Below are 21,222 nucleotides of genomic sequence, written 5' to 3' on the forward strand. Positions count from 1 at the left end.
TCCCGCCGATGCCGAACTCGTCCGATCACCCCACGCATCACGCCCGCGTTGCCGTTATCGGCGGCGGCCCTGCGGGGCTGATGGCCGCCGAAGCGCTGGCGAGCGGCGGCGCGCGCGTCGACGTGTACGACGCGATGCCGTCCGTCGGGCGCAAGTTTCTGATGGCGGGCAAAGGCGGCATGAACATCACGCACTCCGAGCCGATCGAGCCGTTTCTCGGCCGCTATGGCAAGCGCCGCGCCGATATCGCGCCGTTGCTCGATGCGTTCGGCCCGAACGCGCTGCGTGAATGGCTCGATGAACTGGGCGTCGCGACCTTCGTCGGCAGTTCGGGCCGTGTGTTTCCGACCGACATGAAGGCCGCGCCGATGCTGCGCGCGTGGTTGCATCGTTTGCGGGAAGCGGGCGTGCAATTTCACATGCGGCATAAATGGATCGGCTGGGCTGTGCCCGCTTCGTCCGATGCGCATGGCCTGCGATTCGCGACGCCCGACGGCGAGCGCGAAGTGAGCGTCGATGCCGTCGTGTTTGCGCTAGGCGGCGGCAGTTGGGCGCGCCTCGGCTCCGACGCCGCATGGGTTCCGTTGATGCAGCAGCGCGAGATTCCCGTCGCGCCGCTCTTGCCCGCAAACTGCGGCTTCGACACGCACTGGACCGACTACTTCCGCGAACGCTACGCGGGGCAGCCGGTGAAGCCGGTTTCGATCGCTGTTGAAAACGTGGACGGTGCGGTCCAGCATCGACAAGGTGAGTTCGTCGTGACGTCGACGGGGATCGAAGGAAGTCTTGTTTATGCGCTGTCTTCGGTGATTCGCGACCGTTTACTCGCGAATGGCGAGGCAACGATCGCGCTCGACCTCGCGCCGGGCCTGAGTGCACAGCGCGTGATCGACGAAGTGACGCGGCCACGCGGCTCGCGCTCGATGTCGAGCCACTTGCATAGCCGCATCGGCGTGACGGGCGTGAAGCTCGGCTTGCTGCACGAATGTGTGTCGAAGGAAGATTTCACCGATGCCGCGAAGCTCGCGCAAGCCATCAAGTCATTGCCATTGCGGCTGACGCGCCCGCGTCCCATCGACGAAGCGATCAGCAGCGCGGGCGGCATTCCATTCGAAGCGCTCAATGCCGAGTTGATGATCCGCCAACTTCCCGGCGTGTTCTGCGCGGGCGAGATGCTCGACTGGGAAGCGCCGACGGGCGGTTATCTGTTGACAGCGTGCTTCGCCAGCGGCCTCGTCGCGGGACGCGGCGCGCTGGCTTATCTCCTTCGGCGCTAGTTCACCAGGTCACGGCTTCGTTGCGGCTCTCTTCGCCTTGAGCCGCCACAAAGATGTGACTTCGGCGGCACGCGCGGCGTGCAGCGGATCGTCGGCGTCCGCCGCTTTCGGATGACGCGGCTTGATGTCCTCGCGTCCGGCGACAATCAGCCCCGCGTTGTCGATGGCGGCCAGCAGCCAGTCGCGCGTGCGCATGCCCAGATGTTCCGCGAAGTCGGACAGAATCAGCCAGCCCTCGCCGCCCGGCGAAAGATGAGCGCCGAGTCCGTTCAGAAAGCCGAGCAACATGCGACTTTCGTAGTCGTACACGGCGTTTTCGATCGGCGACGCCGGACGGGCCGGCACCCACGGCGGATTGCAGACCACGAGCGGCGCGCGTCCCTCAGGGAACAGATCGGCCGCGATCAATTCGACCTGGCTGTCGTAGCCGAGCCGCGTGAGATTCTCTTTGGCGCAGGCGAGCGCGCGTGGGTCCTGATCGGTCGCGACGATCCGCTTGACGCCCCGCTTCGCGAGCACCGCCGACAGCACGCCCGTGCCGACACCGATATCGAACGCCTTTTCCACGGAAGGCAGCGGCGTTCGCGCGACCAGATCGACATACTCGCCGCGCACGGGCGAAAACACGCCGTAGTACGGATGGATGCGCTCCTGCAAAACGGGAATCTCGACGCCCTTCTTGCGCCATTCGTGCGCGCCGATCAGGCCGAGTAGCTCGCGCAACGAAACCACGGACGGTTCCTGACCAGCAGGCCCGTAGACTTCTTCGCATGCCTGCTGCACGTTAGGCGCACGGCGCAACGGAATCGTGTAGTCGCCTTCGAGCGGAATCAGCAGCATGCCGAGCGTGCGCGCGCGTTGCGACTGCGCTTGCCGATGCAGATTGAAGGCGTCCAGCGGGGTTTCACCAACCTGCTTGCGCGGCTTGCGTTCCAGGCGGCGGGTCATCGCTTGCAGCAACTGACGTGCGTTCTGGAAATCGCCACGCCATAGCAGTGCGGTGCCCTCGCAAGCGAGACGATAGGCAGCGTCGGCCGTCGTGCGGTCGTCAGCGATCACGACGCGCTTCGCGGGCGGAACGGCGGCTTCCGAGCGCCAGCGAGCCGATTGCGGGCCGTCGGCTTCAGGCCAGGTCAGGGTGGGGAAATTGGTCATGTCCGTATTCTATTGAACCGTTGGGCCTCGTCGACATCGTGTCCGTTTCGGAGGGATGAGACTTTTGAGGACGACTGAACGGGAGACAGTGGGAGTGGACCAAAGAAAAACGGGTTACACGGTATGCCCGTGTAACCCGTTTTTTTGATACTGGTGCCGGCTGCAGGACTCGAACCCGCCACCTCATGATTACAAGTCAAGCGCTCTACCTGATGAGCTAAGCCGGCGTAAGACTTGAGACCGCGATTCTACTTCATTTCACGACTTTGAGGTGGCCTCTTCCGCCACCTTTCGATCCATCGTCGTCGGGACGCGGATCTTCATCGGTTTCGCTGACTTTCTCAGCAGCCACAGCCTGTGGCGCCGCTTCCGGCGCTTCGGCGATCACGGCTTCTTCGTCCTCGGAGTCCGTCGCCTCGCCGCCCGCCGACTCGACCGGGAACGCCATGCCCTGCCCATTCTCGCGCGCGTAAATGGCGAGAACGTTCGCAACAGGCACCTCGATCTTGTGCGACTTGCCCGAGAACCGCGCGTTGAATTCGATCCACTCGTTGCCCATCTGCAGCTGGCTCGTCGCCTCGAAGCTGATGTTCAACACGATCTCGTTGTCGCGCACGAACTGCCGCGGCACGCGCGTCTGGTTGTCGACACGCACCGCGATATGCGGCGTATAGCCGTTATCGGTACACCACTCGTACAGCGCCCGCAGCAGGTACGGCTTCGTGGAAATCTCTTGCATCAACTGTCCTTTTGCCGGGCAGACGCGCGAACCAGACGCCGCGCGCCATACCCGAAGCCAATCTCAAACTCAGCGGCGCATCACCTTTTCCGACGGCGTCAGCGCTTCGATATAGGCCGGACGGCTGAAAATACGCTCGGCGTACTTCATCAGCGGCGCAGCGTTCTTCGACAGTTCGATGCCGTAGTGATCCAGACGCCACAAGAGCGGTGCGATCGCGACGTCGAGCATCGAGAACTCTTCGCCGAGCATGTACTTGTTCTTCAGGAAGATCGGTGCGAGCTGCGTCAGGCGGTCGCGAATAGCCAGGCGCGCCTTTTCGTGATTCTTCTCGGCGGCCTTGCCCTTCTCGTTCTCGAGCGTGCCGACGTGGACGAACAGCTCTTTCTCGAAATTGAGCAGGAACAGACGCGCGCGAGCACGCTGGACGGGATCGGCCGGCATCAGTTGCGGATGCGGGAAGCGCTCGTCGATGTACTCGTTGATGATGTTCGATTCGTACAGGATCAGATCCCGTTCGACGAGGATCGGCACCTGACCATACGGATTCATCACGGCGATGTCTTCCGGTTTATTGAACAGGTCGACGTCGCGGATTTCGAAGTCCATGCCCTTTTCGAACAACACCAGCCGGCAGCGCTGGGAGAACGGGCAAGTAGTGCCGGAATACAGAACCATCATGTTTGCGTTTCCTCAAAAAACTTAAAGGGCCAGCGAGCGGGAAAACCGTCCTGCAGGTTTTCCCTTGCGCCGGCCCCACACCAGTTACGGCGTGACTATTTGATATCTTTCCAGTACGCGGCGTTCAGTCGCCAGGCGAAAAAGCTCAGGACGCCCAGAAACAGCAGCACCCACACGCCAAGCTGGCGACGGGTCTTCTGCGTCGGTTCGGACATCCATGACAGGTACGACACGAGGTCGGCCACATCAGAATCATAATCTACCGGTGACACCGTCCCCGGCGTGACCTGCTGGTATCCCACGAATTTCTTGACCTTTTCCTTCGTGTGTTCGTCGATTTCGTCTTCGAACTTCGCCGTTCTCTGCCCCTGAAGCTGCCACAGCACGTGAGGCATGCTCACGTTTTCGTACACCATATTGTTCCAGCCGGTCGGCCGTGTGTCATCGCGGTAGAAACTGCGCAAATACGTATACAGCCAGTCGCGGTTTCTTGCCCGCGCTTCCACCGACAGATCCGGCGGCGTCGCGCCGAACCACGCTTTCGCGTCGTCGGGGCGCATTGCCACCGTCATCGTGTTGCCGACTTTATCTGTCGTGAACAGCAGGTTTTTTTCAATTTCCTTCTGCGAAATGCCGATATCTTGCAATCGGCTGTACCGCATCAGGTTCGCACTATGGCAATTCAGGCAGTAGTTTACAAACAATCGGGCGCCATGCTGCAACGAGGCAATATTGTCCGCGTTGTCGGGCGCACGGTCGAGCGGGAATTCGCCTTCCGCGCGAACGGACGTCGCGGATAGCGCCAGCACGGTTGCACCGAGCAGCGCGAGCGTCGAAAGCAGTTTTCTCATTTTCGTTTTCTCCTGGCTCGCGGTTAGTGGGGTTTGAACCGCACTCGTTCGGGGGGCTGCTTGAACTTGCCAAGCGGCGTCCAGAACGGCATGCCGAGGAAAAACGCGAAATAGATCAGCGCGCAGATCTGCGCAATCAGCGTCGCGGCTGGAGACGGCGGCTTGGTTCCGAGGAACGCCAGCGTCAGGAAGGCCAGCACGAAGATCCCGTAAAACACCTTGTGGAAGAACGGCCGGTAGCGGATCGACTTGACGGGCGACCGGTCGAGCCACGGCAGGAAGAACAGCGACACCACCGCGCTGCCCATCACCACCACGCCCCAGAACTTGGACTCCGTGAACGCCATCGCGAGGATCACCAGAATGGCGAGCACGGGCAGGCCGAGCTTCCACTTGCCGCGCGCGCGGATCAGCGCGAACAGCCCGAGCAGACCGATCACGATCATCAGCACGATCTTGAACGGGTCCGTCGTGGCACGCAGCATCGCGTAGAACGCCGTGAAGTACCAGACCGGCGCGATTTCAGGCGGCGTCTGCAGCGGGTTGGCCGGGACGAAATTGTTCGACTCGAGGAAGTAGCCGCCCATTTCCGGCGCGAAAAAGATGATCGCGGCGAAAATCATCAGGAAGACGCACACGCCCATGAAGTCGTGCACCGAGTAGTACGGGTGGAACGGAATGCCATCCAGGGGGATGCCGTTCGCGTCTTTCTTCGCCTTGATCTCGATGCCGTCCGGGTTGTTCGACCCCACCTCGTGCAGCGCGACGATGTGCGCGACCACCAGCCCGAGCAGCACCAGCGGAATCGCGATCACGTGAAACGCGAAAAAGCGGTTCAGCGTGACGTCGGACACGACGTAGTCGCCGCGGATCCACAGCGACAGGTCCGGACCGATGAACGGAATCGCCGAGAACAGGTTCACGATCACCTGCGCGCCCCAGTACGACATCTGGCCCCACGGCAGCAGGTAGCCGAAGAACGCCTCGGCCATCAGGCACAGGAAAATCGCGCAGCCGAAGATCCACACCAGTTCGCGCGGCTTGCGATACGACCCGTACAGCAGCCCCCGGAACATATGCAGATACACGACGACGAAGAACATCGACGCGCCCGTGGAGTGCATATAGCGGATCAGCCAGCCCCACGGCACCTCGCGCATGATGTATTCGACCGATGCGAACGCGAGCAGCGAATCGGGCTTGTAGTTCATCGTCAGGAAGATGCCCGTGACGATCTGATTGACCAGCACCAGCAGCGCCAGCGAGCCGAAGAAGTACCAGAAGTTGAAGTTCTTCGGCGCGTAGTACTCGGAGACGTGCGCTTTCCAGGTCGCCGTCATCGGAAAGCGGCGATCGATCCAGCCCGTGAGTCCCGTTGTTTCTACTTCCTTTTCGGTTGTCGCCATTACGCTTCTCCTTTCTCGTCCTTGCCGATCACGAGCGTGGTGCCGGTGATCATGTAAGGCGGGATGTCGAGGTTTTGCGGCGCAGGTTTGTTCTTGAAGACGCGGCCCGCCAGGTCGTAGGTCGAGCCGTGGCAGGGGCAGAGAAAGCCGCCCGGCCAGTCGTCAGGGAGATTGGGCTGCGCGCCCTCCTGGAAGCGCGGAGTCGGCGTGCAGCCCAGATGGGTGCACACCGCGACGGCAACGAAAAGGTTCTTGTGATCGGCGCGCGAGCGGAACTCGTTCTTGGTGTAGTCCGGCTCGGGCATCGAAAACGGGTTCTTGCTTTCGGGATCGGCGACTTCCTTGTCGGCCTTCTGGACGTCGGCCAACTGCTTGTCAGTACGATTGATGATCCAGACCGGCTTGCCACGCCATGCGACCGTCATCATGTCGCCTGGCTTGAGGTTGGAGATATCGACTTCGACGGGGGCCCCCGCCGCTTTGGCTTTTTCGGATGGTGCAAATGAACTAACAAAGGGTACGACGGTGGCGACTCCTCCGATGCCACCTGCTACGGTCGTCGCAATCAGCCAGGAACGGCGGCCGCCATCGACGCGTTCATCTTCCTTGTCTCGCATCACACGCCCCACTTCTGAGTTGGATTTTTCCTTCACGTCGGGTCTACCGCCGCTAGTTTGCTCGAATGGAGTCGGCATTTACAAGGGCCGATTGCCAAAAACCGTGCGAAGTCATTGATAAATCAGGGTTTCCCCGCACGGATCGCAAACATTTTTACGGCTTTTATTAAGCATTTCCTCCGTTTTTCAATCCTTTTCTTCGCCTAATCCGGCCGGTATTCAAACGGGATTATGAATATCGATAAAAAGGTGTTCGAGTTCGAACTGCTCGGACAGATGCGCACCCAGCGCTTGCACGCCGTAGCGCTCGGTCGCGTGATGACCGGCCGAGATGAACGCTACACCGCTTTCGGCCGCCGTGTGCACGGTCGGCTCCGAGATTTCCCCCGTCAGGTAGACGTCCGCACCAGCGTCGATCGCTGCGTCGAAATAGCCCTGCGCCGCGCCCGTGCACCACGCGACGCGGCGCAAATTCTTGTCCGGGTCGCCGAATACGAGCGGCGCACGGCCGAGGGTCTGCTCGACCTCCGCGGTGAAGTGCGCGAGCGTGATCGGCATGGGCAGCGTGCTCATCCAGCCGATGTCGTTCTCGCCGAAACGGCCGTCGGCGATCAGACCGAACTTCGCGCCGAGCTGCGCGTTGTTGCCGTACAGAGGATGATCGTCGAGTGGCAGATGAAAAGCGAACAGATTCAGGTCGTTCGCGAGCAGCGCCTTGAGCCGCTGATATTTGCGGCCGGTGATCTGCGGTGCCTCGTTGCGCCAGAAGTAGCCGTGGTGGACCAGCACGGCGTCGGCGCCCCACTCCAGCGCAGCTTCCAGAAAGGCCAGCGACGCCGTCACGCCCGTCGCGATTTTCTCGACCTTGCGCCGCCCTTCGACCTGCAGACCATTGGGGCAATAGTCCTTGAACCGCGAAGTTTCAAGGAGATTGTTCAAGTACAATTCGAGTTCGATCCGATCCATATAACCCTCTAATTTTCAGATGCTCAGACGCTTTTGGCTGTTCTTCGCCCAGGCGGTGACCGTGCTGCTGGCGCTGATGTTCATCATTGCGACCCTCAAACCGCAATGGCTGCAGCGTCAAGGGCAGTTCGGCAAGCAACTGGCCGAGCCGATCGTCGCGCTCCGAGAGGTGGCACCCGGGATCGGCAGCGGCGGCAATGCCCAGAATTCCTACGCTGACGCAGCGCAAAAGGCGATGCCCGCCGTCGTCAACGTGTTTTCGAGCAAGGATGGCTCGCTTCCGCCCGACCCGCGCGCCAAAGATCCGCTGTTCCGCTACTTCTTCGGCGACAAGAACAAAAAGCAGCAAGAGCAACCCGCGGCCAATCTCGGCTCGGGCGTTATCGTGAGTTCGGAAGGTTACATTCTAACGAACCAGCACGTCGTGGACGGCGCAGATCAGATTGAAATCGCGCTCGCCGACGGACGCACCACGAACGCGAAGGTGATCGGCGTCGATCCGGAAACCGATCTTGCCGTGCTGAAGGTCAACATGACGAATCTGCCGACCATCACACTCGGCCGCATGGACCAGACGCGCGTCGGCGATGTGGTGCTCGCGATCGGCAATCCGTTCGGCGTGGGGCAGACGGTGACGATGGGTATCGTCAGCGCGCTTGGCCGCAATCACCTCGGCATCAATACGTTCGAAAACTTCATTCAGACCGACGCGCCGATCAATCCCGGCAACTCGGGCGGCGCGCTGGTCGATGTGAACGGCAATCTGCTCGGCATCAACACGGCGATCTACTCGCGCTCGGGTGGCTCGCTCGGTATCGGCTTTGCGATTCCCGTTTCGACGGCGCGCAGCGTGCTCGAGAGCATCATCACGACGGGCACCGTGACGCGCGGCTGGATCGGCGTCGAGCCGCAGGACGTGACGCCGGAGATCGCCGAATCGTTCGGGCTCGATCAGAAGTCGGGCGCGATCGTCGCGGGCGTGCTCAAGGGCGGCCCCGCCGACAAGGCCGGCATCAAGCCCGGCGACATTCTGGTGTCGGTCAACGGCCAGGACATCACCGATACCACGCGCCTTCTGAACGTGATCGCGCAGATCAAGCCCGGAACGGACGCGAAAGTGCATCTGGTGCGCAAGAACAAGGAAATGGATCTGAACGTGATGATCGGCAAGCGCCCGCCGCCGCCAAAGCAGCCTTCGGACGAAAGCGATGACGACGATGGCGGTTGAGCTGCAGGTCAGTCGATCAACCGGTTAAGCGAAGTCAAACAAAAAGGGCAGTCTCCAACGGAGCACTGCCCTTTTTGCTGTCCGGTGCGACCGGCGGTTCGGCGGTTCTGCGTTCGTTCAGCTTGCCGCCCCGCCCTCGTTTTCTGCCGTCACGACCGGCTTGCTGACGAACAGCCGCGCCGCGATGATCCCCGCTTCGTACAGCACGATCAGCGGGATCGCGAGAATCAGCTGCGAGAACACATCTGGCGGCGTCACCACGGCGGAGATCACGAACGCGCCGACGATCACGTACGGCCGGATCTCCTTGAGCTTCTTGATCGTCAGCACGTTCATGCGCACGAGCAGCACGACGACGATCGGCACTTCGAACGTCACGCCGAAGGCGAGGAACATCGTCAGCACGAAACTCAGGTAATTGTCGATATCCGTGGTCATCTCCGCGCCGAGCGGCGCGTTGTAGTGCGCCATCACGCGGAAGATGGTCGGAAACACGACGAAATACGCGAACGCCATCCCGCACAGAAACAGCGTGTAGCTGCTGCCGACGAGCGGACCGACCAGCTTCTTCTCGTGCTGATACAGCCCGGGCGCGACGAACGCCCAGATCTGGTACAGCACGATTGGCAGCGCGATCACGAAGGCGACGAGCATCGTCACTTTCATCGGCACGAAGAACGAGCCGGTGACGTCGGTGACGATCATCTTGCCGTCCTTCGGCAGGTTGTTCATCAGCGGACGCGCGAGCAGCCGGAAGATGTCGGGCGCCCAATAGACGAGCCCGACGAACACGACAATCACCGAAATGCCCGCGCGGATGATGCGGTCGCGCAGTTCGACGAGATGCGAGATGAAGGTCTCTTCTGTACCTTCGTTCTGGTTTTGGGGGTCGCTCACGCCGGCCCTCGGTAAGAGATTGATGCGCGGGACATCGGACGATCAGAAAAAACGTGTCGGCCGACGCAGGCTGACAGGCGTATGCCGTGCGACGCGCGCAGCGCCCGACTGTACGCGCGTGCGCCGCAACGTCGCGCGCTTGTACCAGTTCGGCGTGGCTGTCTGCTTCACGCGCCAGTTCTTGCGTTTCGGTGCGGCGGCGTCGGGGCTACGCCAAAACGTGCCATTCGACGTCGCGGTGGAATCGGCGCTGTCGGTCATCAGGCTGTCGGTCGCGCCGCCCGCAATACTCGGCGACACCGACGTGCCCTGCGTCCACGCCTCGTTCAGTTCGGTTTCGTGCTTGCGCAGATTGTCGTGAATCGACGTTTCGACGTTTTGCGCCGCGGACTCGAACTCGGTCTTCATGCGGCGCAACTCGTCGAGTTCGATCTCACGCGTGACTTCGGACTTCACGTCGTTGATATAGCGCTGCGCGCGGCCGAACAGCGCGCCCGCCGTGCGGGCCACGCGCGGCAGGCGCTCGGGGCCGAGCACGACCAGCGCGACCACGCCGATCAACGCCATCTTGGTTAAACCGAGGTCCAGCATGGATAGGGCTTCCCGTCAGTGCGCGCGTGTCAGCGCAAGCTCGGCTCGCGCCGGATTAGCGGGAATCGCCGGAATGCGGCGCCTTTTCCTTAGCGTCGACGTCAACGGTGTTCGTGCGCGAGAGCTGGTCGCGCTGCTGGCCTTCAGGCGTTTCGCCGTCCTTCATGCCTTCCTTGAAGCCCTTCACCGCGCCGCCCAGATCAGTGCCGATATTGCGCAGCTTCTTCGTGCCGAACACCAGAGCAACGATCAGCAGAACGATCAGCCAATGCCAAATACTCAACGAACCCATAAAAATCTCCTTAACCCCCACCGTCGTGCCTTGCGACGGCAACTGTACGCCTTGCGGCCTGAATCGAAGCGCGCCTCACGAACACGCCCCGTCTGCAAAACTACCCGCGACGCCGCTTTATTGCATCAGCGCCCCCGGTCCCATTATGACCATGTCTGCGAGTCGCTGTCGTTACATCCCCACATAAAAGCACGGTGTCGTGATGCCGGGCTCGCCATTGTGCGCAGTCAAAAAGCGGATGCGGCGAATCTTTGTCGATTGGCACGATGCGGCGCCAGCACACTGCTCTCAAAGTCACGCCGTGACTCGTCTGTCTGGCGACCCGCTTTCAGCCCATTCTCAGCCACGGGCGAGGTCCCGCCAGCAGATGCGCGTGCAGGTGATAGACCTCCTGGCCACCGCCAGGCCCTGTATTGATGACCGTGCGGAAACCCGTCTGTCCACCCTTGTACGCAACGCCCAGCTGATCGGCGAGGCGTGCAACCAATATCAACATTTTACCAAGCAGGGCCGAATCGCTCTCGGTACAGTTCGACAGCGTCTCGATGTGCTTGCGCGGTATCACGAGCACATGCGTTTCGGCCGCCGGACGGATGTCGCGGAACGCAACGAACTCGTCGTCTTCGTGGACTTTCGTCGACGGGATCTCACCCGCGGCGATCTTGCAGAAAAGGCAGTTCGGATCGTGGCTCATGGTCTCGGTGGACGGCGAACGCGGCGCGCGCCAGGTGCGGCGCTGCTCAGAACCAGCCGCGCGGATTCGTCAGCGGCTTATTGTCGTACAGATACAGCCAGCCTTTGATGATACGGTACAACGTCCATATCGCGACAGCCCACAGGATAGGCACGCCGATCAGCACGATGAACAGCGCAACGCCGATCAGATGCCCGATCAGCCCCATCCAGAACGTGCGGATCTGCCAGTCGAAATGCGCTTCGTATGGCGTGCCGATGGTCTCCGACCGCTTGATGTAGTTGATGATGATCGCGATCAGCACCGAGATGCCGCCCGTCAGCCAGTACACGGCGTAAAGCGCGTAGATAATATGCGTCAGCGTGCGCAGGCTGCGCTGCCGGTCGATTTCGACTGCGCTCTGATACGACGGTGGCGGATAACCGCCGTGCGACTGTTCCATGCTTGCGTCCTCCCGGAGGGTGCGAATGGATACTGTTGCTGTGCCGGTGCTATGTGTCTCGTCGTTTTGTTTCGCCGCGCGCGTGCGTCTGCGCGCGCGGCCAGGTCCTGCTCTGCCTCAGTCGCCGTTCTGCTCGCGCTCGCGACTCTTGCGCAATGCTTTTTCCTCGATGCCGGACAAGCCTTCACGGCGTTCGAGTTCTGCCAGAACGTCAGCAGGATTCAAATCGAAGTGCGACAGCATCACGAGGCAATGAAACCACAGATCGGCTACTTCGCCGACGAGCGCCTTGCGCTCCGCGCCGAGGCGCACGTCCTTCGCGGCCAGCACGACTTCCGTGGCTTCCTCGCCGATCTTCTTCAGCACCGCGTCGTCGCCTTTGTGGAACAGGCGCGATACGTACGAAGCATCGGGATCGCCGCCCTTGCGGCTGTCGATGACGGCAGCGAGACGCCGAAGCGTATCGTTTGTCGATTGCGAGTTTTGCGTCATTTGTAGATGTGTTCGGGGTCTTTCAGCACGGGATCGACGGCAACCCAATTGCCGGCATCGACCGAGCCTTCGAATTTCTGGAAAAAGCACGAGTGCCGGCCCGTGTGGCAGGCGATGCCCGACACCTGCTCGACCTTCAGCAGCACGACGTCTTCGTCGCAATCGAGCCGCACCTCGTGGACATGCTGCACGTGGCCCGATTCTTCGCCCTTGAACCAAAGGCGTTGGCGCGAGCGGGAAAAATACACCGCGCGACCCGTTTCGATCGTCTTCGACAGCGCTTCTCGGTTCATCCACGCGAACATCAGCACGTCGTTGGTCGATGCTTCCTGCGCGATGACGGGCACGAGGCCGTTCGCGTCCCACTTCACCTTGTCGAGCCAGCCGACTTCAGACGGATTCACGTTACAACCTCACCGAAATGCCCTGATCGGCCATGAAGCGCTTGCACTCGCCGACCGTGTGCTCGCCATAGTGGAAGATGCTCGCGGCCAGCACGGCATCCGCGCGGCCTTCCTTGATGCCGTCGGCCAGATGTTGCAGCGAACCGACGCCGCCCGACGCGATCACGGGAATCGACACCGCGTCCGACACGGCGCGCGTCAGCGCAATGTCGAAGCCGCTCTTCGTGCCGTCGCGGTCCATGCTGGTCAGCAGGATTTCGCCCGCGCCCAGCTCGGCCATCTTGCGCGCCCATTCGACGGCGTCGAGGCCTGTATTCTTGCGGCCACCGTGCGTGAAAACTTCCCAGCGCGGCGTTTCGCCATCGGCGGACACGCGCTTCGCGTCGATTGCGACGACGATGCACTGCGAGCCGTATTTATCGGTCGAATCGCGCACGAGCTGCGGATTCGCCACCGCCGACGAATTCATGCTCACCTTGTCCGCGCCCGCGTTCAGCAGACGCCGCACGTCTTCGACGGCGCGTACGCCGCCGCCGACGGTCAGCGGAATGAACACCTGCGAAGCCACGGCTTCGATGATCGGCAGGATCAGGTCGCGCTGGTCGGACGTGGCGGTGATATCGAGGAACGTGAGTTCGTCCGCGCCCTGCTCGTCGTAGCGGCGCGCGATTTCGACAGGGTCGCCCGCGTCGCGCAACTCGACGAAGTTGACGCCCTTGACCACGCGACCCGCCGTGACGTCCAGGCAGGGAATGATACGTTTAGCTAATGCCATGATCTTGCTAGTTCTTGCCAATACCGCTGGTGAGGCCGCTCGCCCGTGTGTCACACGCAGGAGAACGGCGCAAGGCCGGCATGCCGGACGCTCTGCGCGCCTGAACGATGCGTCAGACGCGCGCGATGCGCAGACAACCCGACGCTCAGGCGTCGTCAGATTCGCGCAAGCGGTCCGCGTGCGTCTGCGCCGCGGCAAAGTCGAGGTCGCCCGAATAGATCGCGCGGCCGCAGATCACGCCTTCGATGCCTTCGGCTTCCACTTCGCACAGCGCGTCGATATCGCCCATGTTCGACAGGCCGCCGCTCGCGATCACGGGAATCTTCACCGCGCGCGCAAGGCGCACCGTCGCCTCGATATTGATGCCCTGAAGCATGCCGTCGCGGCCGATGTCCGTGTAGATGATCGACTCGCAGCCGTAGTCCTCGAACTTGCGCGCGAGGTCCGCGACTTCGTGGCCCGTCAGCTTGCTCCAGCCATCCGTGGCGACCTTGCCGTCTTTTGCGTCGAGGCCGACGATGATATGCCCGCCGAACGCCGTGCACGCTTCGAGCAGGAAGCCGGGATTCTTCACCGCCGCCGTGCCGATGATCACGTACTCGAGGCCGTCGTCCAGATAGCGCTCGATCGTGTTCAGGTCGCGGATGCCGCCGCCCAGCTGCACGGGAATCTCGCCGCCGACTTCTTCGATGATCGCGCGAATCGCGTCTTCGTTCTTCGGCTTGCCGGCGAATGCGCCGTTCAGGTCGACGAGGTGCAGGCGCCGTGCGCCGCGGTCGACCCAATGTCGGGCCATCACCGCCGGTTCCTCGTGGAAAATCGTCGCCTGGTCCATATCGCCCTGTTTGAGGCGTACACACTGACCGTCTTTCAGGTCGATGGCGGGGATCAGCAGCATAGCAATCGGGTGTTGTCAGGGAAAAAGTTGAAGTTCGGCTGGCGGCAAATCCGGCTGGGGCCGGCGCCAGGCCGTTCCGCTAGTTTAGTACATGTCTTTCGGCGAGCTTGCCAACCGGCTTCGGATGAATGTGCATCCGGGCGGGGCAGCGAGAACGGACGGAGAACATGGACGGTTAAAGATGCTGACGGCAGGGATCAGGGATTCCAGTGCACGAAGTTGCGATACACGCGCAGCCCCGCGTCGGCGCTCTTTTCCGGGTGGAATTGGGTCGCAAAAATGTTATCCCGCGCCACCGCCGAGGTAAAGGGCACGCCGTACACGGTTTCGCCCGACGTATGCGCGGCGTCTTCCGGCACCACGTAATAGCTGTGCACGAAGTAGAAGAACGCATTGTCGGCGACGCCGTCCCACAACGGGTGCGGCTGCGCCTGACGGACACGGTTCCAGCCCATCTGCGGCACCTTGAAGCGCGAGCCGTCGTCCTGCAGCTGGCCTTCCAGATCGAAGCGCACCACCTTGCCAGGCAACAGGCCGAGGCCCTTCGTGTCGCCTTCCGCGCTCCAGTCGAACAGCATCTGCTCGCCGACGCACACGCCCATCAGCGGCTTGCTGCGCGACGCTTCGACGACGGCTTCCTGCAAGCCCGATTCGCCGAGCGAGCGCATGCAGTCGGGCATCGCGCCCTGGCCGGGCAGCACCACGCGGTCCGCCGAACGGATCGCTTCGGGCTTGTCGACGATCGCCACGTCCGCTTCCGGCGCGGCTTTCTTCAACGCCTGGGCGACCGAGCGCAGGTTGCCCATTCCGTAATCCACAATCGCAATCGAAGTTTTCATTTCAAGTTAGGCAGCAACGCCTTCAATCCGTTGACGATGAACTCCACCGCCAGCGCCGACAACATCAAACCCATCAACCGCGTACCGATGTTGATTCCCGTCCGACCGACCCAGCGGGCAATCGGTTCGGCAAGACTCAGCGATCCGAAACAAAGCGCTGCAATCACAGCGCCGATGCCAATCAGAGTAATCCGCTCGTACCAATGAGGATAGCTGGCCGAATAGACTAGGACAGTACTGATAGAGCCCGGCCCCGTCAGCAGCGGAATCGCCAGCGGCACGACGGCGACGTTGTCCTTCATCTCCGCCTCGTGACGCTCTTCCGGCGTCGAGCGCGCGTTGCCGACCTGCGCGTTCAGCATGCTGATCGACATCAGCAGCATGATGATGCCGCCGCCCACTTCGAGCGCGCCGATCGAAATGCCGAAGAAGCGGATGATCTGCTGCCCGAGCAACGTGCTCACCGTAATCACGCAGAACACTGAAATCGACGCGACACGGATCGTGCGGCGCTGTTCGGCGGACGACTGCTGCGACGTCAGGCTCAGAAAGAACGGTATCGCGCCGACCGGGTTGATCAACGCCAGCAGCGAAATAAACGACTTGATGGTGTCCATCTCAAGCCGGCCGCGCGCCGCGCAACCGGTCCTTTGGGTGGCTTGGGTGGCAGTTGGTCGCTCAGAGGCTGCCCTTGGTCGACGGAATCTGCCCCGCCGCCCGTTCGTCCAGTTCGACAGCCATGCGCAACGCACGACCGAACGCCTTGAACACCGTTTCCATCTGATGATGCGCGTTCAGGCCGCGCAGATTGTCGATATGCAGCGTCACGCCGGCATGATTGACGAAGCCGCGGAAAAATTCGATGGAGAGATCGACGTCGAACGTGCCGATACGCGCCCGCGTGAACGGCACGTGGAATTCGAGGCCCGGCCGGCCGGAAAAATCGATCACGACGCGCGACAGTGCTTCGTCGAGCGGCACGTACGAATGACCGTAGCGGCGAATGCCCTTCTTGTCGCCGACCGCCTTCGCGATGGCCTGACCCAGCGTGATGCCGACGTCTTCGACGGTATGGTGGTCGTCGATATGCGTATCGCCATGCGACTCGATGTCCAGATCGATCAGCCCGTGGCGGGCAATCTGGTCGAGCATGTGATCGAGGAACGGCACGCCCGTGGCCAGCTTCTGCTGACCGGTGCCGTCCAGGTTGATCTTCACACGGATCTGCGTTTCGCTGGTGTTGCGAACGACTTCCGCAAGGCGCATGGCAATTCCTCGAATCTGACTTTGAAAAAAGTGGGGTTGTGAGCGTGCTGACTTCAGTTCAGCACGAGTTTCAGCGCGGCGAGCATTTGAGCGTTCTCGTCCGGCGAACCGACCGTCAAACGCACGCAATTCGCGAGCAATGGATGCATTTTACTCACGTTTTTGATCAAAACCCGTGAAGTGAGAAGGGTTTCGAACGTCGCCGATGCATCCGGCACGCGCACGAGCAGGAAATTGCCCGCGCTCGGGAACACTTCAGCGCCCGGCAGCGCGGCGACGGCTTGCGCCAGCTTCGCGCGTTCGTCGCGCAGTTGCGCGGCCTGTGCGTCCAGCACGTCGATATGATCGAGCAGGAAATCGGCCGTCGCCTGTGTCAGCACGTTGACGTTGTACGGCGGGCGCACCTTGTCGAATTCGTTGATCCATTCCGTGCGGCCCGCCAGGTAGCCGAGGCGGATGCCCGCGAGACCGAGCTTCGACACGGTACGCATCACGACGACATTGTCGAAGTCTCCCGCGCGCGGCATCCAGCTTTCTTGCGCGAACGGCTGATACGCTTCGTCGATCACGACGAGGCTTCCGCTCGCCGCGGCGATGATGCGCTCCATGTCGGCGGCATCGAACAGCGTGCCCGTCGGGTTGTTCGGATACGCGAGGTAGATCACGGCAGGCCGATGTTCGGCGATCGCGGCGAGCAGCGCGTCCACGTCGAGCGTGAAGTCGGCGTTCAGCGGCACGCCGACGAACTCCATGCCCGCGAGCTTCGCCGACATCGCGTACATCACGAAGCCCGGCACGGGCGCCAGCACCTTCGCGCCCGGCGTCGCGCACGCCACGGAGATGATGCTGATCAGTTCGTCCGAGCCGTTGCCGAGCAGCACCTCGCAGTTCGCCGGCACGTTCATCACGCGCTTGAGCTTGTCGATGAGCGCCTGCGGACGCGGCGCCGGATAGCGGTTCAGCGCGACGCCCGCCAGATGATCGCCGAGTTGCGCGGCCAGTGCTTCCGGCAGCGGGAACGGATTCTCCATTGCATCGAGCTTCACGAGGCCCGTCGCATCGGCAACGGGATAACTCGTCATCGCGAGCACGTCGCGGCGAATGATGTCTTGAGGTGTCGTCATGGCGTGGGGCGCGCCCGCCTTCTGGCAGGCGACAGCGCAATAGGGGTGGCTCGCAGCCGCCCCGGGTTGAGTTCTCTGTCTTCGTGAAAAGGAGCCGTCTCGAAATCAGCGCGTGCGTTGCCCGCGTGAAAAGGCGGCTCGCCGCATGGTCAGCCTGTATTCTTCATCCGGTACTCGGCGCTGCGTGCATGCGCCTGCAGGCCTTCGCCATACGCGAGCTCGGCAGCGATTTCACCGAGCGTCTGCGCGCCGTCCGCGCTCACTTCGATCAGGCTGGAGCGCTTGAAGAAATCATAGACGCCGAGCGGCGACGAGAAACGTGCGGTACGAGACGTAGGCAGCACGTGATTTGGCCCTGCGCAGTAGTCGCCGAGGCTTTCGCTCGTGTAGCGGCCGAGGAAGATCGCGCCCGCGTGGCGAATCTGCTGCGCCCACTGCTGCGGCTCCAGCGCGGAAATTTCGAGGTGTTCCGGCGCGATGTCGTTGGCAATCGCGCATGCCTGTTCCATGTCGCGCACCTTGATCAGCGCGCCACGTCCTTCGAGCGACGCCAGGATCACGTCGCGGCGCGGCATCGTCGGCAGCAGTTCGTTGATGGCGTCTTCGACGCGAGCGATGAAACCTTCGTCCGGGCACAGCAAAATGGATTGCGCGAGTTCGTCGTGCTCGGCCTGCGAGAACAGGTCCATCGCGACCCAGCGCGGGTCCGTCGTGCCGTCACACAGCACGAGAATTTCCGACGGACCGGCAATCATGTCGATGCCGACCGTGCCGAACACGCGGCGCTTCGCCGACGCGACATACGCATTGCCGGGGCCGCAAATCTTGTCGACGGCGGGAATGGACTGCGTGCCGTACGCGAGCGCGCCGACCGCCTGCGCGCCGCCAATCGTGAACACGCGATCGACGCCGCCCAGCAGCGCCGCCGCGAGCACGAGCGGGTTCTTCACGCCATCCGGCGTCGGCACGACCATGACGATTTCGCGCACGCCGGCCACACGCGCCGGAATCGCGTTCATCAGCACCGACGACGGATACGCCGCCTTGCCGCCCGGCACATAGATACCCGCGCGATCGAGCGGCGTCACCTTCTGGCCGAGCACGGTGCCGTCGGCTTCCGTGTACTGCCAGCTATGGCTGCCGCATTCAATCTTCTGCTTCTCGTGATAACCGCGCACGCGCGCCGCCGCCGCTTCGAGCGCCGCGCGGCGCTTCGGCTCCAGGCCTTCCAGTGCTGCTTCGAGTTCCGACATCGGCAGTTCGAGCGCGGCGACATCTTTCGCGTTCACACGGTCGAACCGGTTCGTATAGTCGAGCACGGCGGCATCGCCACGCGCCTTCACGTCGGCCAGAATCTGCGCGACCGAGCGTTCGATCGCTTCGTCTTCGCTCGCTTCGAACGCGAGCACCGCATGCAGCGACTTCTGGAAATTCTCAGTGCTGGAATCGAGTTTGCGAATCTTGATAGACATGCTGGTATCCGTTTCGGTAAGGCGCGCGAGTCAGACTCGGGCGTGACCTTTGCGTCAGGCCGTTGCGCCGGTGCGTTGCGACGCGCGCTCGAACGCGTTGAGAATGGGCGCCAGCGCGGCGCGCTTCAACTTCAGCGCCGCCTGGTTCACAACGAGGCGCGACGAGATCTGCATGATCTCTTCGACCTCGACAAGATTGTTGGCGCGCAAGGTGCCGCCCGAGCTGACCAGGTCGACGATCGCGTCGGCAAGGCCCACCAGCGGCGCGAGTTCCATCGATCCATACAGCTTGATCAGATCGACGTGCACGCCCTTGGCAGCGAAGTGCTCGCGCGCCACTTGCACGTACTTCGTGGCGACGCGCAGGCGCGCGCCCTGGCGCACCGCGTTCGCGTAGTCGAAGCCGGCCGCGACTGCCACCGACATCCGGCAGCGCGCGATATCCAGATCGATCGGCTGATACAAACCGCCGCCGCCGTGCTCGATCAGCACGTCCTTGCCCGCGACGCCGAAATCGGCGGCGCCGTACTCGACGTACGTCGGGACATCCGTGGCGCGCACGATGATGACGCGCAGGTTGGGATCCGTAGTCGGCAGAATCAGCTTGCGCGACGTTTCCGGGTCTTCCGTCACTTCGATGCCCGCTGCCGCGAGCAGCGGCACCGTTTCCTCGAAGATGCGGCCCTTCGACAGCGCGAGCGTCAGCGGCTTACCGACCGCCGGTGACGTCGACGTTTGCGGCAACTCGCTCATGCCTGATTACCCTTGATGCGACGCACGTTCGCGCCGACTGCCGTGAGTTTCGATTCCATCCGGTCGTAGCCGCGATCCAGGTGATAGATGCGGTCGATCAGCGTTTCGCCGTCGGCACACAGGCCCGCGATCACGAGACTCGCCGACGCGCGCAGATCGGTTGCCATCACCTTCGCGCCCGACAGCTTCTCGACGCCATTCACCAGCGCCGTCTTGCCGTCGATCGTGATGTTCGCGCCGAGACGGTTCAGTTCCTGCACGTGCATGAAGCGGTTTTCGAAGATCGTTTCAACGACTTGCGAGGTGCCTTCAGCCAGCGCGTTGAGCGCCATGAACTGCGCCTGCATGTCAGTCGGGAACGCCGGGTATTCCGACGTGCGGAACGACACGGCCTTCGGACGCTGGTTCATGCGCACGCGCATCCAGTCGTCGCCCTCTTCGATCGTCACGCCTGCTTCGCGCAGCTTGTCCGTCACCGCTTCGAGAATCTGCGGACGCACATGGCGCAGCGTGACGTCGCCGCCCGCAGCCGCGACCGCGCACAGGAACGTGCCCGCTTCGATACGATCCGGCACGACCGTGTGCTTCGCGCCATGCAGCTTGTCGACGCCCTGAATCACGAGACGATCCGTGCCAATGCCGTCGATCTTCGCGCCCATCGCGACCAGCAGATTCGCCAGGTCGCCGACTTCCGGCTCGCGCGCGGCGTTCTCGATGACCGTCTCGCCTTCCGCGAGCACAGCCGCCATCAGCAGGTTTTCCGTGCCCGTGACGGTGATCATGTCGGTGATGATGCGTGCGCCCTTCAGACGCTTCGCGCGTGCTTCGATAAAGCCGTGCTCGATGTTGATCTCGGCGCCCATCGCCTGCAGGCCCTTGATGTGCTGGTCAACCGGACGCGCGCCGATCGCGCAGCCGCCGGGCAGCGACACCTTCGCCTCGCCGAAGCGCGCGACGAGCGGGCCGAGCACGAGGATCGACGCGCGCATCGTCTTCACGAGTTCGTACGGTGCGACGAGGTTGTCGACCTTCGACGCGTCGAGCATCACCTTGCCGTCGCTGCTTTCGGTACGCACGCCCATCTGGCCGAGCAGCTTGAGCGTCGTGCGCACGTCCTGCAGATCGGGCACGTTGTCGAGATGAACGGGCTCCGCGCTCAACAAGCCTGCGCAAAGGATCGGCAGCGCCGCGTTCTTCGCACCCGAAACAACGATCTCACCAGCGAGCTTTTGCCCGCCTTCAATCACGAGTTTGTCCATGCCTGTTTGTTCCTGATCTGCCCGTCCGCCTGCGGGCGTCTTGTTGTGGGCGGTTGCTGCGGCGCCGTTTGCGGCGTCGCGATTCTCTTGTGTAAGTCGCACTA

The 21,222-nt window shown here is 62.4% G+C and carries 25 protein-coding genes and 1 tRNA gene; 2 read left to right on the forward strand and 24 right to left on the reverse strand.

Going from position 1 to position 21,222, the window contains the following annotated elements; translation table 11 throughout:
* Window positions 1-8 precede the first annotated feature (8 nt).
* On the forward strand, window positions 9-1,277 hold the full coding sequence (locus PPGU16_RS14660) for a TIGR03862 family flavoprotein (RefSeq protein WP_180720639.1): 1,269 nt from the start codon (window positions 9-11) through the stop codon (window positions 1,275-1,277).
* A 9-nt stretch (window positions 1,278-1,286) separates the two neighbouring features.
* On the opposite strand, the gene PPGU16_RS14665 is transcribed toward PPGU16_RS14660, so the two are convergent.
* The 8 genes from PPGU16_RS14665 to PPGU16_RS14700 all read right to left on the reverse strand — a co-directional run bounded on the left by PPGU16_RS14665 (window position 1,287) and on the right by PPGU16_RS14700 (window position 7,692).
* The gene (locus tag PPGU16_RS14665; protein WP_180720641.1) at window positions 1,287-2,432 is read right to left on the reverse strand and encodes a methyltransferase; all 1,146 of its coding nucleotides are present in this window, start codon (window positions 2,430-2,432) and stop codon (window positions 1,287-1,289) included.
* 151 nt (window positions 2,433-2,583) lie between these two features.
* Window positions 2,584-2,659: transfer RNA gene (locus tag PPGU16_RS14670), tRNA-Thr, on the reverse strand.
* 26 nt (window positions 2,660-2,685) lie between these two features.
* Window positions 2,686-3,171, reverse strand: coding sequence for a ClpXP protease specificity-enhancing factor (locus PPGU16_RS14675; protein ID WP_180720643.1), 486 nt, complete (start codon window positions 3,169-3,171; stop codon window positions 2,686-2,688).
* A gap of 69 nt (window positions 3,172-3,240) precedes the next feature.
* Window positions 3,241-3,852 (reverse strand): glutathione S-transferase N-terminal domain-containing protein, encoded by a 612-nt coding sequence (locus PPGU16_RS14680; RefSeq protein WP_006052302.1) that lies wholly within the window; start codon window positions 3,850-3,852, stop codon window positions 3,241-3,243.
* A 95-nt stretch (window positions 3,853-3,947) separates the two neighbouring features.
* On the reverse strand, window positions 3,948-4,703 hold the full coding sequence (locus tag PPGU16_RS14685) for a cytochrome c1 (RefSeq protein ID WP_180720645.1): 756 nt from the start codon (window positions 4,701-4,703) through the stop codon (window positions 3,948-3,950).
* A 23-nt stretch (window positions 4,704-4,726) separates the two neighbouring features.
* Entirely contained in the window at window positions 4,727-6,109 is a 1,383-nt protein-coding gene (locus tag PPGU16_RS14690) for a cytochrome b (protein WP_180720647.1), read from the reverse strand.
* Complete coding sequence (petA, locus tag PPGU16_RS14695; protein ID WP_180722637.1) at window positions 6,109-6,726, reverse strand: ubiquinol-cytochrome c reductase iron-sulfur subunit; 618 nt, start codon at window positions 6,724-6,726, stop codon at window positions 6,109-6,111. Before petA ends, PPGU16_RS14690 begins: the two co-directional genes overlap by 1 nt.
* A gap of 219 nt (window positions 6,727-6,945) precedes the next feature.
* Window positions 6,946-7,692, reverse strand: a complete 747-nt coding sequence (locus PPGU16_RS14700) for a Nif3-like dinuclear metal center hexameric protein (RefSeq protein WP_180720654.1) — start codon at window positions 7,690-7,692, stop codon at window positions 6,946-6,948.
* A gap of 19 nt (window positions 7,693-7,711) precedes the next feature.
* Between PPGU16_RS14700 and PPGU16_RS14705 the strand changes: the two genes are divergently transcribed.
* Window positions 7,712-8,920 carry a Do family serine endopeptidase gene (locus PPGU16_RS14705; RefSeq protein ID WP_042313829.1) on the forward strand — a complete coding sequence of 403 codons (1,209 nt, stop codon included), beginning with the start codon at window positions 7,712-7,714 and terminating at the stop codon, window positions 8,918-8,920.
* A gap of 117 nt (window positions 8,921-9,037) precedes the next feature.
* On the opposite strand, the gene tatC is transcribed toward PPGU16_RS14705, so the two are convergent.
* From tatC to murA, 16 genes are all read right to left on the reverse strand, one after another.
* Window positions 9,038-9,817 carry a twin-arginine translocase subunit TatC gene (gene tatC, locus PPGU16_RS14710; protein WP_180720656.1) on the reverse strand — a complete coding sequence of 260 codons (780 nt, stop codon included), beginning with the start codon at window positions 9,815-9,817 and terminating at the stop codon, window positions 9,038-9,040.
* 42 nt (window positions 9,818-9,859) lie between these two features.
* Window positions 9,860-10,408: a Sec-independent protein translocase protein TatB gene (gene tatB / locus PPGU16_RS14715; protein ID WP_180720658.1), complete on the reverse strand. Its 549-nt coding sequence runs from the start codon at window positions 10,406-10,408 to the stop codon at window positions 9,860-9,862.
* 55 nt (window positions 10,409-10,463) lie between these two features.
* Window positions 10,464-10,700, reverse strand: a complete 237-nt coding sequence (gene tatA / locus PPGU16_RS14720; protein ID WP_007731834.1) for a Sec-independent protein translocase subunit TatA — start codon at window positions 10,698-10,700, stop codon at window positions 10,464-10,466.
* A gap of 328 nt (window positions 10,701-11,028) precedes the next feature.
* Window positions 11,029-11,394 carry a histidine triad nucleotide-binding protein gene (locus tag PPGU16_RS14725; protein WP_007731835.1) on the reverse strand — a complete coding sequence of 122 codons (366 nt, stop codon included), beginning with the start codon at window positions 11,392-11,394 and terminating at the stop codon, window positions 11,029-11,031.
* A gap of 46 nt (window positions 11,395-11,440) precedes the next feature.
* Window positions 11,441-11,836: a DUF4870 family protein gene (locus PPGU16_RS14730; RefSeq protein ID WP_180720659.1), complete on the reverse strand. Its 396-nt coding sequence runs from the start codon at window positions 11,834-11,836 to the stop codon at window positions 11,441-11,443.
* Between the two features lie 117 nt (window positions 11,837-11,953).
* Window positions 11,954-12,328: a phosphoribosyl-ATP diphosphatase gene (locus PPGU16_RS14735; RefSeq protein WP_054929111.1), complete on the reverse strand. Its 375-nt coding sequence runs from the start codon at window positions 12,326-12,328 to the stop codon at window positions 11,954-11,956.
* Entirely contained in the window at window positions 12,325-12,732 is a 408-nt protein-coding gene (hisI, locus tag PPGU16_RS14740; RefSeq protein WP_009771325.1) for a phosphoribosyl-AMP cyclohydrolase, read from the reverse strand. Before hisI ends, PPGU16_RS14735 begins: the two co-directional genes overlap by 4 nt.
* 1 nt (window position 12,733) lies before the next feature.
* Window positions 12,734-13,507, reverse strand: a complete 774-nt coding sequence (gene hisF / locus PPGU16_RS14745; RefSeq protein ID WP_180720661.1) for an imidazole glycerol phosphate synthase subunit HisF — start codon at window positions 13,505-13,507, stop codon at window positions 12,734-12,736.
* A gap of 145 nt (window positions 13,508-13,652) precedes the next feature.
* Entirely contained in the window at window positions 13,653-14,405 is a 753-nt protein-coding gene (gene hisA, locus PPGU16_RS14750) for a 1-(5-phosphoribosyl)-5-[(5-phosphoribosylamino)methylideneamino]imidazole-4-carboxamide isomerase (protein ID WP_054929112.1), read from the reverse strand.
* A gap of 197 nt (window positions 14,406-14,602) precedes the next feature.
* On the reverse strand, window positions 14,603-15,244 hold the full coding sequence (hisH, locus tag PPGU16_RS14755) for an imidazole glycerol phosphate synthase subunit HisH (protein WP_180720663.1): 642 nt from the start codon (window positions 15,242-15,244) through the stop codon (window positions 14,603-14,605).
* Entirely contained in the window at window positions 15,241-15,861 is a 621-nt protein-coding gene (locus tag PPGU16_RS14760; RefSeq protein ID WP_180720665.1) for a MarC family protein, read from the reverse strand. Before PPGU16_RS14760 ends, hisH begins: the two co-directional genes overlap by 4 nt.
* Window positions 15,862-15,922: 61 nt before the next feature.
* Entirely contained in the window at window positions 15,923-16,510 is a 588-nt protein-coding gene (gene hisB, locus PPGU16_RS14765) for an imidazoleglycerol-phosphate dehydratase HisB (protein WP_042313845.1), read from the reverse strand.
* 53 nt (window positions 16,511-16,563) lie between these two features.
* Window positions 16,564-17,634: a histidinol-phosphate transaminase gene (hisC, locus tag PPGU16_RS14770; RefSeq protein ID WP_180720667.1), complete on the reverse strand. Its 1,071-nt coding sequence runs from the start codon at window positions 17,632-17,634 to the stop codon at window positions 16,564-16,566.
* 149 nt (window positions 17,635-17,783) lie between these two features.
* Entirely contained in the window at window positions 17,784-19,106 is a 1,323-nt protein-coding gene (gene hisD, locus PPGU16_RS14775; RefSeq protein ID WP_180720669.1) for a histidinol dehydrogenase, read from the reverse strand.
* A gap of 54 nt (window positions 19,107-19,160) precedes the next feature.
* Window positions 19,161-19,859, reverse strand: coding sequence for an ATP phosphoribosyltransferase (gene hisG / locus PPGU16_RS14780; protein WP_180720671.1), 699 nt, complete (start codon window positions 19,857-19,859; stop codon window positions 19,161-19,163).
* Window positions 19,856-21,118: a UDP-N-acetylglucosamine 1-carboxyvinyltransferase gene (murA, locus tag PPGU16_RS14785; RefSeq protein ID WP_180720673.1), complete on the reverse strand. Its 1,263-nt coding sequence runs from the start codon at window positions 21,116-21,118 to the stop codon at window positions 19,856-19,858. Before murA ends, hisG begins: the two co-directional genes overlap by 4 nt.
* Between the last annotated feature and the right edge of the window lie 104 nt (window positions 21,119-21,222).

The sequence above is a fragment of the Paraburkholderia largidicola genome (genome assembly GCF_013426895.1).
GTDB classification, from domain to species: Bacteria; Pseudomonadota; Gammaproteobacteria; order Burkholderiales; family Burkholderiaceae; genus Paraburkholderia; species Paraburkholderia largidicola.

Coding starts and splice junctions, on each gene's coding strand:
- tatA (WP_007731834.1), bottom strand. CDS start 10,700: ATGGGTTCGTTGAGTATTTGGCATTGGCTGATCGTTCTGCTGATCGTT.
- PPGU16_RS14680 (WP_006052302.1), bottom strand. CDS start 3,852: ATGATGGTTCTGTATTCCGGCACTACTTGCCCGTTCTCCCAGCGCTGC.
- PPGU16_RS14660 (WP_180720639.1), top strand. CDS start 9: ATGCCGAACTCGTCCGATCACCCCACGCATCACGCCCGCGTTGCCGTT.
- PPGU16_RS14725 (WP_007731835.1), bottom strand. CDS start 11,394: ATGAGCCACGATCCGAACTGCCTTTTCTGCAAGATCGCCGCGGGTGAG.
- petA (WP_180722637.1), bottom strand. CDS start 6,726: ATGCGAGACAAGGAAGATGAACGCGTCGATGGCGGCCGCCGTTCCTGG.
- PPGU16_RS14705 (WP_042313829.1), top strand. CDS start 7,712: ATGCTCAGACGCTTTTGGCTGTTCTTCGCCCAGGCGGTGACCGTGCTG.
- PPGU16_RS14675 (WP_180720643.1), bottom strand. CDS start 3,171: ATGCAAGAGATTTCCACGAAGCCGTACCTGCTGCGGGCGCTGTACGAG.
- PPGU16_RS14685 (WP_180720645.1), bottom strand. CDS start 4,703: ATGAGAAAACTGCTTTCGACGCTCGCGCTGCTCGGTGCAACCGTGCTG.
- PPGU16_RS14665 (WP_180720641.1), bottom strand. CDS start 2,432: ATGACCAATTTCCCCACCCTGACCTGGCCTGAAGCCGACGGCCCGCAA.
- hisH (WP_180720663.1), bottom strand. CDS start 15,244: ATGAAAACTTCGATTGCGATTGTGGATTACGGAATGGGCAACCTGCGC.
- PPGU16_RS14730 (WP_180720659.1), bottom strand. CDS start 11,836: ATGGAACAGTCGCACGGCGGTTATCCGCCACCGTCGTATCAGAGCGCA.
- hisG (WP_180720671.1), bottom strand. CDS start 19,859: ATGAGCGAGTTGCCGCAAACGTCGACGTCACCGGCGGTCGGTAAGCCG.
- murA (WP_180720673.1), bottom strand. CDS start 21,118: ATGGACAAACTCGTGATTGAAGGCGGGCAAAAGCTCGCTGGTGAGATC.
- PPGU16_RS14760 (WP_180720665.1), bottom strand. CDS start 15,861: ATGGACACCATCAAGTCGTTTATTTCGCTGCTGGCGTTGATCAACCCG.
- PPGU16_RS14735 (WP_054929111.1), bottom strand. CDS start 12,328: ATGACGCAAAACTCGCAATCGACAAACGATACGCTTCGGCGTCTCGCT.
- tatB (WP_180720658.1), bottom strand. CDS start 10,408: ATGCTGGACCTCGGTTTAACCAAGATGGCGTTGATCGGCGTGGTCGCG.
- hisD (WP_180720669.1), bottom strand. CDS start 19,106: ATGTCTATCAAGATTCGCAAACTCGATTCCAGCACTGAGAATTTCCAG.
- PPGU16_RS14690 (WP_180720647.1), bottom strand. CDS start 6,109: ATGGCGACAACCGAAAAGGAAGTAGAAACAACGGGACTCACGGGCTGG.
- hisC (WP_180720667.1), bottom strand. CDS start 17,634: ATGACGACACCTCAAGACATCATTCGCCGCGACGTGCTCGCGATGACG.
- hisA (WP_054929112.1), bottom strand. CDS start 14,405: ATGCTGCTGATCCCCGCCATCGACCTGAAAGACGGTCAGTGTGTACGC.
- PPGU16_RS14700 (WP_180720654.1), bottom strand. CDS start 7,692: ATGGATCGGATCGAACTCGAATTGTACTTGAACAATCTCCTTGAAACT.
- hisF (WP_180720661.1), bottom strand. CDS start 13,507: ATGGCATTAGCTAAACGTATCATTCCCTGCCTGGACGTCACGGCGGGT.
- hisB (WP_042313845.1), bottom strand. CDS start 16,510: ATGCGCCTTGCGGAAGTCGTTCGCAACACCAGCGAAACGCAGATCCGT.